The 14,962-nt window shown below is 70.3% G+C and carries 13 protein-coding genes; 6 read left to right on the forward strand and 7 right to left on the reverse strand.

Going from position 1 to position 14,962, the window contains the following annotated elements; genetic code table 11:
* Nucleotides 1-19 precede the first annotated feature (19 nt).
* The 3 genes from ACYVGQ_RS05290 to ACYVGQ_RS05300 all read right to left on the reverse strand — a co-directional run bounded on the left by ACYVGQ_RS05290 (nt 20) and on the right by ACYVGQ_RS05300 (nt 3,125).
* Entirely contained in the window at nt 20-1,177 is a 1,158-nt protein-coding gene (locus ACYVGQ_RS05290) for an AAA family ATPase (protein WP_460783498.1), read from the reverse strand.
* A gap of 274 nt (nt 1,178-1,451) precedes the next feature.
* Complete coding sequence (locus tag ACYVGQ_RS05295) at nt 1,452-2,420, reverse strand: hypothetical protein (protein WP_460783499.1); 969 nt, start codon at nt 2,418-2,420, stop codon at nt 1,452-1,454.
* Nucleotides 2,421-2,429: 9 nt separating this feature from the next.
* Nucleotides 2,430-3,125, reverse strand: a complete 696-nt coding sequence (locus ACYVGQ_RS05300) for a Pr6Pr family membrane protein (RefSeq protein ID WP_460783500.1) — start codon at nt 3,123-3,125, stop codon at nt 2,430-2,432.
* 138 nt (nt 3,126-3,263) lie between these two features.
* Between ACYVGQ_RS05300 and ACYVGQ_RS05305 the strand changes: the two genes are divergently transcribed.
* The 3 genes from ACYVGQ_RS05305 (at nt 3,264) to ACYVGQ_RS05315 (ending at nt 7,613) form a co-directional block, all read left to right on the forward strand.
* Nucleotides 3,264-3,941 (forward strand): GntR family transcriptional regulator, encoded by a 678-nt coding sequence (locus ACYVGQ_RS05305; protein WP_460783501.1) that lies wholly within the window; start codon nt 3,264-3,266, stop codon nt 3,939-3,941.
* Between the two features lie 86 nt (nt 3,942-4,027).
* A complete protein-coding gene (locus tag ACYVGQ_RS05310) occupies nt 4,028-6,184 on the forward strand; it encodes an adenylate/guanylate cyclase domain-containing protein (RefSeq protein ID WP_460783502.1) in 2,157 nt (718 codons plus the stop codon).
* Between the two features lies 1 nt (nt 6,185).
* Nucleotides 6,186-7,613: a mechanosensitive ion channel domain-containing protein gene (locus ACYVGQ_RS05315; protein WP_460783503.1), complete on the forward strand. Its 1,428-nt coding sequence runs from the start codon at nt 6,186-6,188 to the stop codon at nt 7,611-7,613.
* 46 nt (nt 7,614-7,659) lie between these two features.
* Here the strand turns inward: ACYVGQ_RS05315 and ACYVGQ_RS05320 are convergent, their stop codons facing one another.
* Genes ACYVGQ_RS05320 through ACYVGQ_RS05335 form a run of 4 tightly spaced genes read right to left on the reverse strand, consistent with a single transcriptional unit; the run spans nt 7,660 to nt 12,639 of the window.
* Nucleotides 7,660-8,547 (reverse strand): BadF/BadG/BcrA/BcrD ATPase family protein, encoded by an 888-nt coding sequence (locus ACYVGQ_RS05320; RefSeq protein WP_460783504.1) that lies wholly within the window; start codon nt 8,545-8,547, stop codon nt 7,660-7,662.
* A complete protein-coding gene (locus ACYVGQ_RS05325; RefSeq protein WP_460783505.1) occupies nt 8,544-9,560 on the reverse strand; it encodes an SIS domain-containing protein in 1,017 nt (338 codons plus the stop codon). The genes ACYVGQ_RS05320 and ACYVGQ_RS05325 overlap by 4 nt, the downstream gene beginning before the upstream one ends.
* A 32-nt stretch (nt 9,561-9,592) precedes the next feature.
* The gene (locus tag ACYVGQ_RS05330; RefSeq protein WP_460783506.1) at nt 9,593-11,578 is read right to left on the reverse strand and encodes a primary-amine oxidase; all 1,986 of its coding nucleotides are present in this window, start codon (nt 11,576-11,578) and stop codon (nt 9,593-9,595) included.
* On the reverse strand, nt 11,575-12,639 hold the full coding sequence (locus tag ACYVGQ_RS05335; RefSeq protein WP_460783507.1) for a Gfo/Idh/MocA family protein: 1,065 nt from the start codon (nt 12,637-12,639) through the stop codon (nt 11,575-11,577). The genes ACYVGQ_RS05330 and ACYVGQ_RS05335 overlap by 4 nt, the downstream gene beginning before the upstream one ends.
* Before the next feature lie 194 nt (nt 12,640-12,833).
* Between ACYVGQ_RS05335 and ACYVGQ_RS05340 the strand changes: the two genes are divergently transcribed.
* Genes ACYVGQ_RS05340 through ACYVGQ_RS05350 form a run of 3 tightly spaced genes read left to right on the forward strand, consistent with a single transcriptional unit; the run spans nt 12,834 to nt 14,821 of the window.
* Nucleotides 12,834-12,980, forward strand: a complete 147-nt coding sequence (locus tag ACYVGQ_RS05340) for a hypothetical protein (RefSeq protein ID WP_460783508.1) — start codon at nt 12,834-12,836, stop codon at nt 12,978-12,980.
* A gap of 33 nt (nt 12,981-13,013) precedes the next feature.
* Nucleotides 13,014-14,390 carry an aldehyde dehydrogenase family protein gene (locus ACYVGQ_RS05345; RefSeq protein ID WP_460783509.1) on the forward strand — a complete coding sequence of 459 codons (1,377 nt, stop codon included), beginning with the start codon at nt 13,014-13,016 and terminating at the stop codon, nt 14,388-14,390.
* A complete protein-coding gene (locus ACYVGQ_RS05350; protein ID WP_460783510.1) occupies nt 14,390-14,821 on the forward strand; it encodes an MYXO-CTERM sorting domain-containing protein in 432 nt (143 codons plus the stop codon). Before ACYVGQ_RS05345 ends, ACYVGQ_RS05350 begins: the two co-directional genes overlap by 1 nt.
* Nucleotides 14,822-14,962 lie beyond the last annotated feature (141 nt).

Raw genomic sequence — 14,962 nt, forward strand, 5'->3', positions numbered from 1 at the left:
CCTGTCGAGGCGGCCGGGATCAGGGGGTGGGGACCGCCGCGAAGATCTGGTCGATGACGTCCTCGCTGCGCACGCCCTCGGCGTCCGCCTCGAAGGTCAGCAGCACGCGGTGGCGCAGGACGAGGTGGCGGAGCGTGCGGATGTCCTCCGGCACGACGTGCGTGCGACCGCGGAGGAGGGCGAGCGCCCTGGACGCCTGCAGGAAGGCGATGGACGCCCGAGGGCTGGCGCCGTACTTGATGAGACGGGCGCGCTCCTCGCCGATGTACGGCGCCGGATTGCGGGTGACGTAGGCGAGCTGGACGATGTAGTTGCGGATCGAGGCGTCGACGTAGACGCGGCTCGCGATGTCCTGCAGCTGCTCGATGTCGGCGAGCGTGACGCTGCTCGCGACATGGCGGTCGGGGTTGAGGACGCCGGAGTCGATGCGGCTGAGGATCTCGAACTCCTCGGCGGGGCTCGGGTACTCGACGATCTCCTTGAGGAGGAAGCGGTCCATCTGAGCCTCGGGCAGCTCGTAGGTGCCTTCCTGCTCGATGGGGTTCTGCGTTGCGATGACGAGGAACGGCTCCGGGAGGTGGTGCACCTCGCCGCCGATCGTGGTCTGATGCTCCTGCATCGCCTCGAGCATCGCGGACTGGGTCTTGGCGCTGGAGCGGTTGATCTCGTCGAGGAGGACGAAGTTGGCGTGCACCGGTCCGAGCACCGTGCGGAAGGAGCCGGTCGCGGCGTCGTATATCTGGTTGCCCGTGATGTCGCTGGGCAGGAGGTCGGGCGTGCACTGGATGCGCTTGAACTGCGCCCTGACCGTGTCCGCGAGGGTGCTGGCCGCGGTGGTCTTGGCGAGGCCGGGAACGGATTCGAGGAGGATGTGCCCGCCGGCGATGAGGGCGATCAGAAGGCTCAGGCGCAGGCGCTCCTGGCCGACCATCTTCGCGGAGTACGCGTCGGAGATGATCTTCAGCACCTCGGTGGCCCGCGCGAGCTCGGCGTCGGAGGTCTGCTGCCTGGATGCCGCTCGGGTGCCCGGTGCGGAGGGGGTGGCGGATGCCCGGTCCGGCGTCCCGGCGGGAGCAGACGGCGCCGGAACCGGCGCGGCCGGCGCGCCGGTGCGGGGTGCGGGCGGGGGCGGTGGGACGGCCGGTCCGCCGCTGCTCGCAGGATAGGGCTCGTTCATCTCTGTCTCCTCGATCCACCGGGGAGACACGACCTCGCCCTCCCCCGCGGACTAGCGTAGCCCGTGCGTGCGTGTTCGATCCCTGGCCCGGATGGGCACCTCTATCCTCCGCGGACGGCCTCCGCGGCCCCGCGCAGAGCCTTCGCGTCCCCGCCCGCGTTGTCCGTGCTGTGCGCCGGCTCAGTTCGGTGCCTGCGACGAGGCTGGCAGGTGCGAAAGAGAGCCGGCGTGGCGGGGAGCGGTGCGGGATCGAGCCGTCACCGAGGAGTCGGCGTCAGATCGATTTAAGCGGTGCGGAGATCTCGGCGCCGGCCGTGCCGTCGGAGTAGGCGGCGCGGATCGTCGGATTGCTGAGACCCAGGTTGATGAGTGACAGGCCGAGGGTGATGGAGGTCTTGCCGCTGGAGTCGAACGTCCGGCTTCCCGCCTTCACCGAGCCGTACCAGACGGTCACGGTCGAGCCCGGCTCGCCGGAGAGGGAGAGCGTGTAGCTGGAGAGCAGTCCCGTTCCCAGGAGGCTGTTCGTCTTCTTCCCGGTGAAGGCGAGGGCTGCGGGCGTCGCGGCGGGCGGGTTGCTCGGCGTCGTGACGGGCGGGTTGCTCGGCGTCGTGACGGGCGGTGTGGTCGGCGTGCCGGTTCCCGGGTTCGACGTCCCCGGGTCGGGATCTCCCGGATCCGATCCGCCGGGGTCGGAGGGCCCTGGGCCGCTCGTGCCCGGCGCGTCCGTTCCCGGGGCGCTCGTTCCCGGGGCATCCGTCCCCGGGCTGTCCGTCCCCGATCGCCCGCGGTCCTGCTCCGTCGTCCCCGGATCGCTGGAGGAGCTCGACTCCCGGCCCTCGGAGCCCGGCGTCCCGGACTCGGCGTCGACGGCCGGATCCGTCTCGGAGTCCGCGAGGCGAGGCCGACCGCAGGCCGCGGAACGCGTGCTGCTGCTCGCCTCCCCGCCCGCGAAGGCGGGGCACGGGATGGTCGGCTTCGCATCCTCGGCCGGCTGCGCGGCCGCGGCGACCACCTGCGTCGGCGAATCGCCTCCGCCTTGCGGCATCAGCGCTGCGGCCGTGATCACGGTGATGCCGAGGACGGCGGCGATGGCTCCGGCCCAGACCGGCCATCCCCCGCCGACACGACGGGTGCCCGATCTGGCGCTCCGCACCGGCGGGGCCGCGGGCAGCTCGGACGCGGGAGCGGACTCGCGCATGTCGCGCCGAAGCCCTCCCGTGGTCACAGCCCTCTCCTCCGCCACGTCCCCACCCTATCGACGGGGAGCGTCCGCCGTCACGTCCGCTCCCCGCCGCCGGCCGACCCAGACCACGAGCAGCCCGATGCCGATGATCACGGCCGCGATCCCGACGACGTACCCCGTCACGCCCAGGTAGCCGCCGGGCGTGAGGTGCGGGTCGAGGAACGGATACGGATACCACCACGGGTCTCCCGTCGCCGGGGCGGTGATGAATCCGGCGCGCACGAGCGTGTACACCGCCCAGACGACGGGGAAGGCGGCGATCACGCCCACTGTGCTCCAGCCCAGAGCCCTGCGTCGCGGGGCGAGCAGGACATCGAGGAGCAGGACGAGCGGGATCACGACGTGCAGCGACTCGTTCGTCCAGACGTCCGACAGGCCGCCGATCGGGAGGTGGCGCAGCAGCAGGTTGTAGACGATCCCGGTCACGATCATGTACGTGCTGGCGCAGGCGAGCAGCGTCCCGAGCCACACCGGCTCCTTCGCGGCGTCGTGCCGATGACGAAGGAGCCAGACGGCGCCGATCAGGAGGACGATGATGGACGCGAGGTTGGAGAGTATCGTGAAGTAGCTGAAGAAGTTCGTCACGACGGTCGGCAGGTGCGATCCGGCGTCGAGCGCGTTTCCGATGCTCAACACCAGCTGTCGTGAGATCGCGGCGATGCCGAGCACCGCCGCAGCGAATCGGATCCAGCTCCACCAGGTCATCGTTACCTCCCGGAGTCACTGTACTGGGGCTTCCGTCGCTCGATATGCCGATATATCTCATGATCGGGCTGAGGAAAGCCGGGTAACATCACCACCGGTCGGCGGGGGCGTCGACTTCGGATGCGAGGACGCGGGGATATGGGGATCGAACCTCTGCCGTTGAACGAACGGCTGGACGCGCTGGCCGCCGGGCCGGGCCCGCTGAGCGACCGCGTGCACGAAGCGATCGCCGAGGCGATCGTCGACGGACGTCTCGCACCGGGCGAGCATGTCAGCGACAAGGCGCTCGCCGACGCGCTCGGTGTGTCGCGCACGCCTGTGCGCGAAGCCCTGCAGCGTCTGGCGTGGGCGGGGCTGATCGAAGTCTCGCCCAGCCGCTTCACCCGCGTCACGGAGCTCTCCGAGGAACTCGTCGTCCGGACGCTCGAGTACACCGGTCTGCAGGCCGGGATCGCGCTCCAGCTCGCCGTGCGCCGCATGGACGACGAGCAGCTCGTCGAGGCGATCGGGATGCTCGACCGGATGATCGACGCCTCCGATCGCGAGGATGCCGGCGATCTGATGCTCGCGTCTCGCCTGTTCGTGGGATATCTCACGCGCCATTCCGGGAATCCGGTGTTCAGCAGGGTGATGCACGAGGCGGGCCTGGTGATGCAGCGCAACCTCCGGGGGGTCAGCCGCATCCTCGGGACGCGTGATTCACGCGGCGAAGCGTATCGGCAGATGCGTGCGGCGATGCTCGCGCGGGATGCCGATGCCGCCGAGCGCTGGTTCCGCATCCAGCACGGGATCGGTGTCGACCTCGTCGCGAACTGACGTCGACACCGGCATCCCCTTCCCGGTGTACCGGTATATCGCTAGAGTCGTGGCCAGACGTTCACGAACACGGTGATGGAGGGCGCATGAGTGGGGGCGGGACGAACGAATCGGTCTCCGGGGAGAAGCGCCGGCTTCGGACACGGGCCGGGCTGAGCATCCAGTCCAAGCTCCTCATCATGCTGCTGTCGGTGAGCCTGGTGTCCTCGATCATCGTCGGCGCCGTCGGCTTCATGAACGGCCGGCAATCGCTGCACGACTCGGCGATCGACCAGCTCGTCACGATCCGCTCCATGCGTGCGGCCGAGATCACCACGGCCATCGAGGCCGTCAAGCGGGATGCCTCGTTGCACTCTCGCAACCTCAGTGCGCAGAACCTCTCGACAGCCGTCAACGCCGGCTTCGAGGAGCTGGCCGACCAGGATCTCGACGGGGACCGGCGCGCACAGCTCGAGGCCTACTACGCCGGCACATTCATCCCCGAACTCGAGTCCCGCACCGGAGACGAGTACGGCGACAGCGCCTTCATCCCGGAATCCACTGCTGGACAGTACCTGCAGCTGCAGTACACCACGAGGAATCAGGACCTCGACAGCGATTACGACGAGCAGCTCGTCTTCAACGACAGCGGCGACGGCACGTCCTATGCCGAGGCGGCTGGACGCTACGGCGACTACTTCACCCGTCTGATCGATGAGGCCGGATACGAAGACGCGCTGCTGCTCAATCTGGACGGCGACATCGTCTTCACGGCGTACAAGGGCGTCGAGCTGGGCACCAATCTCACGACGGGACCCTACCGCGACACGGTGCTGGCGCAGGCCTACGCCGATGCGATCGCCACGAACTCGGTCAACACCGTGCTGCTCACCGACTTCGAGCGGTGGATCCCTTCGCTGAACGTCCCGGCGATGTGGGTCGTCTCGCCCGTCGGCAACGACGACCGGATCACCGGGGCGATCGCCTTCCAGGTCTCGATCGACGCGATCAACGACCTCACCACCGGGAACGAGGGCTGGAAGCAGCAGGGGCTCGGCGACACCGGTGAGGTGTATCTGGTCGGCCTCGACGACCTCATGCGCAGCAGCTCTCGCCGTCTCATCGAGGACCCGGACTCCTACGCCCGGTTCGCGATCGACGGCGGCACGCCGCCGAGCGTCGCCGAACGGGTCGTGGAAGTGGGCGGCACCGTGCTGCTGCAGCCCATCAACACCTTCGCGGTCACCGAGGCGCAGGCGGGTCGAACGGGCACGACGACCGGGCCGGGGTATCTCGGCATCGACAGCGTCACGGCCTATGCACCGCTGGAGATCGAGGGGCTCGACTGGGTGATCATCGCCAGGATCGACTCGGCGGAGGCGTTCGGGCCGGTCGCGGACTTCACCAGGACGGTGCTGCTGTCCCTCCTCGGCATCCTCCTCGGCGTCTCGCTGCTCTCGCTGCTGCTCGCCCAGGTCTTCACGCGGCCCCTCGACCGTCTGGTGGGGGCGGTGCAGCGCGTGGCGGAGGGGGATCTCGACGTGCAGGTTCCGCAGGGTGCGCGCGACGAGTTCGGAGACCTCGGCGGCGCCTTCAACGACATGGCCTCGAGCCTGCGGATCAAGCAGGGGCTCATCGAAGAGCAGCGCGCGGAGAACGAGAAGCTCCTGCTCACGTTGATGCCCGAGAGCGTCGCCGCCAAGTACCGGCAGGGCGATGAGGCGATCTCCGAGGCGTACGAGAACGTCTCGGTCGTCTTCGCCGAGCTCACCGGGTTCGACGACTATGCACGGGGGCTCACCGCGGAGCAGGAGATCGGCCACCTCAACGCCCTCATGCGCGGATTCGACGAGGCGGCCGAGAAGGCGGGCGTCGAGAAGGTCCGCACGCTGCGCGGCGGCTACCTCGCCTCGTCGGGGCTGATCGTGCCCAGGGTCGACAACATCCGCCGCAGCGTGGACTTCGCTCGCAGCCTCCTCGGCGTCATCGAGCGCTTCAACGCGCAGAACGGCTCCTCGATCGGTCTTCGCGCCGGGGTCGACACCGGCACGGTCACGAGCGGTCTGATCGCTCGCACGACCCTCGCCTACGACCTGTGGGGGGATGCCGTGAGCATCGCCTATCGAGTGCGCTCGGTCTCCGGAGAGCCGGGCGTCTACGTGAGCCAGACCGTCTACGACCGGACGCGGGAGATCTTCGACTTCACCGAGGCCGGCACGATCGAGACCCGCGGCACGACCGAGACGGTCTGGAGGGCGGCCTGACATGCTCGAGGACGCGTTCAGCGACGGCTGGGGCTGGTGGGTGATCGGGCTCGCCGTCGGCGTTCCCGTCGTGCTCGTCGTGCTCACGGAGCTCATCGGCGCGCTGCGGCGGCGCGGGCATCCGCTGGCGGGTCCGCTGCGTCTCCTGCGCAACGGGGTCATCCCGGTCGGGGCCCTCTTCGCCCTGCTCGCCTTCGCCATCCAGTCTCCGGCCGAACAGGTGTGGACGCGCGTGGTGGCGACCGTGTTCGGATTCCTCGTCATCCTGCTCGTGCTGTCCGGTTTCAACGTCGCTCTGTTCGCGAAGGCGGCACCCGGATCCTGGCAGCAGCGCATCCCGTCGATCTTCATCGAGATCGCCCGGCTCGTGCTCGTGGCGCTCGGCCTCGCCCTGCTGTTCTCCTGGGTGTGGGGCGCCGATGTCGGCGGGCTGTTCACCGCGCTCGGCGTCGGGTCGCTCGTCATCGGCCTTGCACTCCAGAATGCTGTGGGCGGGGTGGTGTCGGGCCTGCTGCTGCTGTTCGAGCAGCCGTTCAAGATCGGCGACTGGCTCGACACCGGCGGGGTCAAGGGGCGCGTCGTCGAGGTGAACTGGCGCGCCGTCCACATCGACACCGGATCCGGCATCCAGATCGTGCCGAACTCCACGCTCTCCGGCGCCTCCTTCACCAACATGAGCGAGCCGGCGGGCCCATACCACGCGACGGCGTCGCTGAAGTTCACGACAGACGATCCGCCGCATGAGGTCATGGCCCTCCTGTCCCGGGTCACGGAGGCGCTGCCGACGCTGCTCCCCGGCGGGCGCGCGGAGGTCGAGTACTCCGGATCGGCGACGTATGCCGTCAGCATCCCCGTCGCGAGCCCGGCGGATGCATCCTCCACGCTGAGCCTGTATCTGTCGTGGGTCTGGTATGCGAGTCGTAGGCGGGGGTTTGCGCTGGACGGAGACGCCGACGACCCGCTCGCGGAGCCGGAGATGCTGATCTCGGCCGTGGAACAGGCGGCTCCGGTGCTCCACCTGGATGAAGCGGGCCGGGAGAGAGTCCTCGCCGCGGCACGCCTCGAACGCTACGGGATAGGCGAGACCGTCCTGCCGTCGGGGGTGATCCCCGACGAGGTGCGCATCATCCTCTCCGGGCGCGCGGCGCTCTTCGTCGAGGCGCAGGGCGGACGCATCGACGTGGGCGCCAGCGAGGTCGGTGACCTCATCGGTCAGACCGCGCTCACCCGAGAGCGGACGCAGGCGCGCACGACGGCATCCGAGATCCTGACCGTGCTCGTCGTTCCGCTCGCGACGGTGGACGAGCTGATCCGCACCCGGCCGAGGCTCGCCGCGGAGATCGGCGAGTCGCTCGAGCTCAAGCGCAAGGCGGCTGCGGAGGCGCTCGACGCCATCGGCATCCCCCGGTCGGCGATCGCCTCGCGGTGACGTGGCGATGATCGCGTGCGGGGCCTGACGCCGAGCCCCCCGAGGGTCAGAGCGCGCGGGCGAGCTCCAGCGCGCCGGCGACCGGCTCCTCCGTGAGCACGCGCAGACGATGGCCTGGAGCCCGAACGGCGAGCTCGGCCCGCAGCTCCTCCGCGAGCCGGGGCTGTCCCGCGATGACGCTGCCGGCGGCGACGACGTCCGTGCCGACGGCGCCGCGGCGGATCAGCTGCTCGACGAGGAGCGCGAGATGGGATGCCGCACCTCGGACGATCTCGACGGCGGAGGGCGCACCGGCATCCGCCGCGGCGAACACGGCTCGCGCCCGCGGGCCCCAGTTCGCCATGGTCGGCTCGTCGTTGACCGCTCTGGCGAGGCGCTCGGCATCCGTGACGTCGAACGCGGCGAGCAGCGCGGCGAGGAGTCCGTCGTCCGGGCGGGAGTCGTCATGATCGCGCAGCGCTCTGCGCGTCGCGTCGCGGACGATGCCGGCGGCGCCGGCCTCGTCGCCCAGCACCCATCCCCAGCCGCCGCTCGCGAGCGGGCGACCGGCCGCATCCTGGCCGACGCCGATCGCGCCCGTGCCGGAGATGAGCGCGATGCCCGAGGACAGGCCGGCGGCGGGGAGCAGCAGCGCGGCGTCGTTCACGGCCGCGACCCTGTCGTATCCGCGTGCGCGCAGCCCGGCCAGGACGTCGGCGACGACGGATGCGCTGTCGAATCCCTGCGCACCGACGGCGAGAGCAGTGACCGTGCTGTCGGAGGGAAGCGCCGCGCGCACCAGCGCGTCGATCCAGGCCGCCGCGGCGTCTCCGGGCTCGGCATCCCAGTCGGTGGAGGCGTGGGAGACGTCGACGATCTCTCCGTCGCCGTCCGGCTCCGCGCGCACGGCCGCCTTCGTGCCGCCGATGTCGAGACCGACCAGATACGCGCTCACACGTCCTCGCCGGCGGCGATCTTCGTGTCGGTGTGATGGAAGACGAACTCCTCGATCCGCACGTCCCTGATGTCGGCGACGGCCTCGACGAGGTCCTGGAGGATCACGGCCTCGACCAGAGGGCGCTGCGTGGCGGACACGGACGGCAAGGGAAGCGTCACCACCTTCGAGGAGACCGGAGCCGCGGCATCCGTCAGGAAGATGACGCGATGACCGGCGTCGGCCAGCATATCCGCCGCCGCGGCCTCCCGTGCGCCGCCGACCAGCACGTGCACGCCGTCCCCCGCGGACTCCATGGCCCCGTGCAGGTACTGGCGGGTGCCGAAGCCGGTGGACGGCACGCGCGCGACCTCGCGGAACAGGAGCGCCCCGACCTCGGCGCTTCCCGCCGAGGGGCCTTCTGCGGCGAAGTCCGCCGAGGTCGCGCCCGCGAACAGCCTCGCGCCGTCCGCGACGGTCGCCGCCAGCCGCTCGCGCGTCTCGACGAGGACTCCCGGAAGGCTCTCCCAGGTCGGATCGGCCGCGCCGCCGTCCCACGCCTCCGCGATCAGCGCGACCGCCATGGCGGTCGCGGTGTATCCGAGCGTCGAGGCGTAGCTGTCGGGGACGTCGCCGAAGTCGACGACGTGCTCGGCCAGGACGCCGATGGGCGACTCGGCGCGATTCACGACCGCCGCCCTGCGGTGCGGGGGGACCGACTCGAGGGCCGCGATGGTCTCGGTCGAGCGGCCGCTCTGCGAGACGCCGAAGATCAGGGCGTCCGACTCCGGCAGCGGGATCGGGTTGTCCCCGGCGGCCAGCCGCCACGCGTCGTGGCCGCGCTCGCGCAGCCGCCAGACACCGCCTGCCGCTGCGGCCAGGCTCGCGCCGATGCCGGTGAAGACCGGTCCCGTGCCCTGCAGCACCCCGAGGGAGCCGAGCGTCCCGATCCGCTCCCGCAGCCGTGGGAGCACGGCGGCCAGCTGCTCGGCCTGGGTCAGCCGAGCGCTGACGAAGGTGATGTAACCGTTCACGTTTTTCTACCTGTCCTCGTGGTTCAGGGGCATCAGCCGTGGTGGCCGTGATGCGAGTGGTCGTGATGCGCAGGATCCCCGTGAGCGGAGGATCCGTGCCCGCCGGGCGCGCAATGCGCCGACGTGCTCTCGGGGATGTCGAGCGCGGGATTGCGTCCGAAGAAGCCGTGCGGCTTCAGGACGAAGCCGGCGGTGTCGACCGGCATGACGGGCCAGTCCTCGACGCGGGGGAAATGGGTGAGCCCGAACGTGTGCCACAGCACGATGTCGGCGTCCTCCACGTCGCGGTCGGCCGCGGTCCAGGCCGGGAGCCCGGCCCCGCCGCGGTGGAGGTTCACGAAGTCCCCCGCCGGGTAGCGCTCGTCGGATGCGTAGGGGGTGACCCACAGGTGCTTCGAGGCGAAGGTGGCCCTGGCGTGGATGTCGGAGTCCTCGTCGGCCAGCAGCAGCGGTCCGCCCTCCGGGTAGAGCACCCAGCCGGTCGCATCGCCCAGGCGGTTCCTCGCCGTGGAGCTGGTCACCAGCCACACGCGCCCCGCGCGGCTGTCGGCGACTCTCTGCGCCTCCTTCTCGGTGCGCAGCCGCGTGCGGGTCTGGATGAAGCCGGTGCCGGAGGGGTTCTGCGCGTCGCGCGGCGCGCGGACGGCCTCCAGCTCGTCGACGGCGTTGAGATCGCCGTCGATCGCGACGTCGAGCCGGGCGCTGAAGAGATGCTGGTGATTCGGCGCGCCGAGCCCCGGCGCGACCTGCGTAGCCCAGGGATAGCCCTCGCCGGGGTAGGCCGAGGTGAACACCACGCCGGTCGCCTTGATCTCGAACTCGATCGTGCCGTCGAGTCCGAAGTACCAGTAGAAGCCGTAGTCGTAGTTGCCGACCGTCATGAAGAAGCTCACGACCAGACGGCGGTTCCGGCGCGACTGGCTGGATCCGTTCCAGTTGTCGGAATGCTTCCAGAGGATGCCGGCGTCCTCCTCGTGGATGCAGATCGCCTGCGGCACGATCCGCGCGCTGCCGTCGTTCGCTGCCATCACGGCATCGAGATAGGTGATCTCCCCGACGCAGTCGCAGCCGAGCTCCAGCGAGTTCGCGAAGCCGCCGAAGAGGTACTCGCCGCCGTCGAAGAAGTTCTGGAACCACCGCTGCGGGCTCGGGTCGCCGTAGGGGACGACCATCTCCGCGATGGAGGCGCGGTAGAGGACGGGGCGAAGGACGCCGTCATCGACGATGGCGACGTCGTGCAGCACGATCCCCTCGCGCTGGTCGAACCCGATCTGGAAGCGCCATCCCGCCCAGTCGAGCACGCCGAGCTCGTCCACGGTGAAGCTCGGGCCCTCCGGCTGGGCGATCTCGATCGGGCGCAGCCCCTCGCGGTCGGGGCCGCGCCACTCGGACAGGTGATAGTTGCCGTCCTCCTGAGGGACGGGAAGGTCGACGTGGTCGATCACGTCCATGACCTCGCCGGTGACGACGTCGACGATGGCCACGACGCCGTCGACGGGATGCGCCCAGCCGAGGTCGTCCGGCGTGCGCTGCACGAACGTGAAGCAGCGCTGGATGCGGTGGCCGCGCTCCTCGTCGGCGAGGACGCCGGCCGACAGCGGGTTCACCCGCAGCTGCGTGAGGTCGGTGAGGCCGCGCCTCGCCATGGCGGCGACCCAACGCTCGTCCTCGTGCACGACCTCCTCCACGTAGCCGAACTCGCGCAGGACGACGGGCACGGCGCCGTCCGCGTCGAGGTCGAGCCGGCGGGAGCTCACCAGGGCCCCCGTCGCGGGCTCGGTCACGGTGTCGTGCGAGACGCCCGTGCGCATGTCGATGAGGAAGGAGCGCACGAGGCGGCGGGCGTCGCCTCCCGCCCGTAGGACGCGCTTGTCCGCCTCGTCGAGCCCGACGTAGGAGAAATGCGTGTCGGCAGAGACGAGGTCGTTCTCCGCGAGGATCTCGCGATTGCGCTCGATCTCGGTCGCCTGCAGCGTCTGCAGGATCAGGGCCTGGCGGTCGGCGGGGGTCTCGGTCACAGCACGGCTCCTCTGGTCTCGGCGGACGATTCCGGCTCGATGGGCTCCCAGGAGCCCGACCGCATCGCGCGGTAGCAGGCGTCCAGGATGCGGTTGACGGTCCAGCCGTCGTAGAACGTCTCCAGCGGCTCGGTGCCGGCCTGGAAGTGCTGCACGAAGTGGCGCATCTGCTGCGAGAATCCGTAGGCGCGCGTCTCCTCCGGGACGGGGTGCACCCAGCCGGTGTCGACGTCGGCCTTCTCGACCAGGTAGCCGACGGGCTGGGTGATGAAGCCCCACACCGGGCTCACGGAGGTGTCGGTGACGAGACGTCCCGCGCTGCCCGTGAACTCGTGCCGGAGCTGCATGCCGCCCTGCTCCGCCCAGGAGGACTCGATGATCGCGAGCTGTCCGCCCTCGAAGCGCAGGAGGGCGACGGCGGTGTCCTCGCCGGTGGTCTTGTCCGCGTGCCGGAGGGTCGCTCCGTAGGCGAAGGCGGCGACGACGGGATTGTCCTTGCCGAAGAAGTGACGTGCGGACTCGACCGTATGACAGCCCATGTCCAGCAGCGCTCCGCCGCCGGCGGTCTCGGCATCCCAGAAGTGCGCGGCGTGCGGGCCGGAGTGCGCCTCGCGCGCACGCATGGTCAGCAGCTCGCCGATGCCGCCCGCCTGGGCCATCTCGTGCGCCTTGTGCACGTTGGGGGAGAAGACCGAGCTCTCGGCATAGCCGTGCCACACGCCCGCCTCCTCGACGATGCGGACGATCTCGGCGGCCTCCGCGCCGTTGCGGGCGAGGGGCTTGGTGCAGATGACGCCCTTGCCCGCTGCGGCCGCGATGCGGACGGCCTCGACGTGGGCCTCGTTCGGCAGCGCGATCACCACCAGATCGATCGTGTCCGAAGCGCACAGCGCCGCGGCATCCGTGGTGTGCAGTGGACTGCTCCAGCGTTCGGCAAAGATGCGTGCCCGCTCGGGGTCGCGGGAGAAGTTGCCGGCCAGCACCGCCTCGCGGACGTCGAGGAGGGCATCGGCGTAGCTGTCGGCGATGAACCCCGAGCCGAGGATTCCGACACGGATCACGAGTCCTCCTTCGATCGCGCCCCTTCGAGCGCTCGTTGATACATCGATACAACCATACACAAATCTTGACAATGAAAGATACCTCTTGCTACCTCTTTGGTACATCACTAGGCTGACCAGCGCGACGGGGCAGGTCCCGTCCGCGTCCCCGATCACGACCAGCAGGTCCCGATCACGACCAGCAGGAGAGCTGGGTGTCCATCAGCTTCGTCGGCCAGTTCCAGAGCGACTACCCGGCGCTCCTGGCGGCTCTCACCCTGGGGGCGATCCCGCTGGTGATCCTGTTCGCCGTCTTCTCCCGGCAGTACATCGCCGGGCTCACCAAGGGATACGGCAGGTAGCCGCATCCACCCCTCAGAAAGGCAGGCCACGACGTGGTGATCGCAACAGTGAATCCGGCGACGGGCGAGCTGCTCCAGCAGTACCCCGCGCACACCCCGGAGCAGATCGAGGAGATCCTCGCCCGTGCGCATGCGGCGAACGCGGCGATCCGCGCGACGACGTTCGCGCAGCGCGCGGAGTGGATGCGCCGCGCCGCCGACCTCCTCGACGCGGACGTGGAGCAGGCCGCCTCCCTCGCCTCCCTGGAGATGGGGAAGACCCTCGGCACGGCGACCTACGAGGTGACGAAGTCGGCGAACGGCATGCGCTGGTACGCCGATCACGCGGAGGAGTACCTCGCCCCAGAGCAGCCGGTCGAGCCGTCGACGGTCGGCGCGAGCGCGGCGTCCGTCGTCTTCCAGCCCCTCGGCACCGTCCTCGCCGTGATGCCGTGGAACTACCCGTACTGGCAGGTCGTGCGCTTCGCCGCGCCCGCGCCGATGGCGGGCAACACCGGCATCCTCAAGCACGCGTCGAGCGTGCCGCAGACCGCGATCTACCTCGGCGAGCTCTTCGAGCGCGCGGGGTTCCCCGCCGGGGCCTTCCAGACCGTCCTCATCGAGGGCGCCGCGGCGTCCGCGCTCATCGAGGACCGCCGCATCCGCGCCGTGACGCTGACCGGGTCGACCGGGGCGGGCTCGAAGGTCGCCGCGGCCGCCGGCGAGCACCTGAAGAAGAGCGTGCTGGAGCTGGGCGGGACCGATGCCTTCGTGGTGCTCCCCTCGGCCGACGTCGCCGCCTCCGTGAAAGCCGCGGTGGCCTCGCGCACGCAGAACAGCGGACAGTCGTGCATCTGCGCCAAGCGCTTCTACGTGCATGCGGACGTCTATGACGAGTGGTTCGCGGCCTTCGTGGCCGGCATGGCCGCCACCACGTACGGCGACCCCTTCGACGCGTCCGTCGCCTTCGGGCCGATGGCGACCGAGAGCGTGCGGGCCGAGGCGCACGAGCTCGTGGCCGACGCCGTCGCCAAGGGCGTCATGGTGCACACCGGGGGAGTGCTCCCCGAAGGGCCGGGCTTCTTCTACCCCGCGACGGTGCTCACGGATGTGACGCCGGAGATGCGCATCTTCCGCGAGGAGTGCTTCGGCCCCGTCGCCTGCGTCTACCGGGTCTCGTCCATCGACGAGGCGATCGCCGAGGCGAACGACTCCGACTTCGGCCTCGCGGCCAGCGTCTGGACGACCGATCAGGCGGAGATCGATCGCCTGCACGTCGAGCTGGAGTTCGGCGCCGTCTTCGCGAACGGCAACTCCGCGTCCTTCTTCGGTCTGCCCTTCGGCGGCGTCAAGGACTCCGGGTACGGGCGCGAGCTCGGCGAGTTCGGCATCCGGGAGTTCGTCAACGCGAAGACCATCTGGCAGGCCTGATGACCGCACGCGCGGGCAGGGGAGGGCGCGCCGGCGTCCTCCCCCTCGTGCTGCACGCGGTCATGCTGGCCGCCATGGTCGTGGAGATGGCCGCCTCCCACGCCCCCGCTGCCGTCCTGATGGCGGGGGCGGCGATGCTCGCCGTCGCCGCCGGAGCCGCGGTCGCCGCCCGCCGCGGCCACGGCTGCGAGGCGGTGGTCGTGGATGCCGTGGCGATGCTCGCGATCGTGTTCCTGCCCGCCGTCGGCGGCGGCCATCACTCCGCCATCGGGATGCCGCTGATGCTCCCGGCCGCCGTCGTGCTCGTCGCCTGGCTGTTCGCGCGCAGGGCCGTCGCCGTGCGAACGGCGACGGGCGGCTTCCGGCTGGAGGGCCTCCTCGCCGGCATCCTCGTGCTCGCGATGCTGGCCATGCAGCTGCTCCCACACTGAGCCCCGGCGCCCCGTGGCCGCGCAGGACCCCTGGAACGGTTCGGGCCCCCATTCCAGGTCGCGAATCCGGTCGTCATCCGCGCCGTAGAGCGTCAGGATTCGCGACCTGGACGTGGGGGAGTGCCGCAGAGCGACAGGATT

This window comes from Microbacterium tumbae (genome assembly GCF_054780175.1).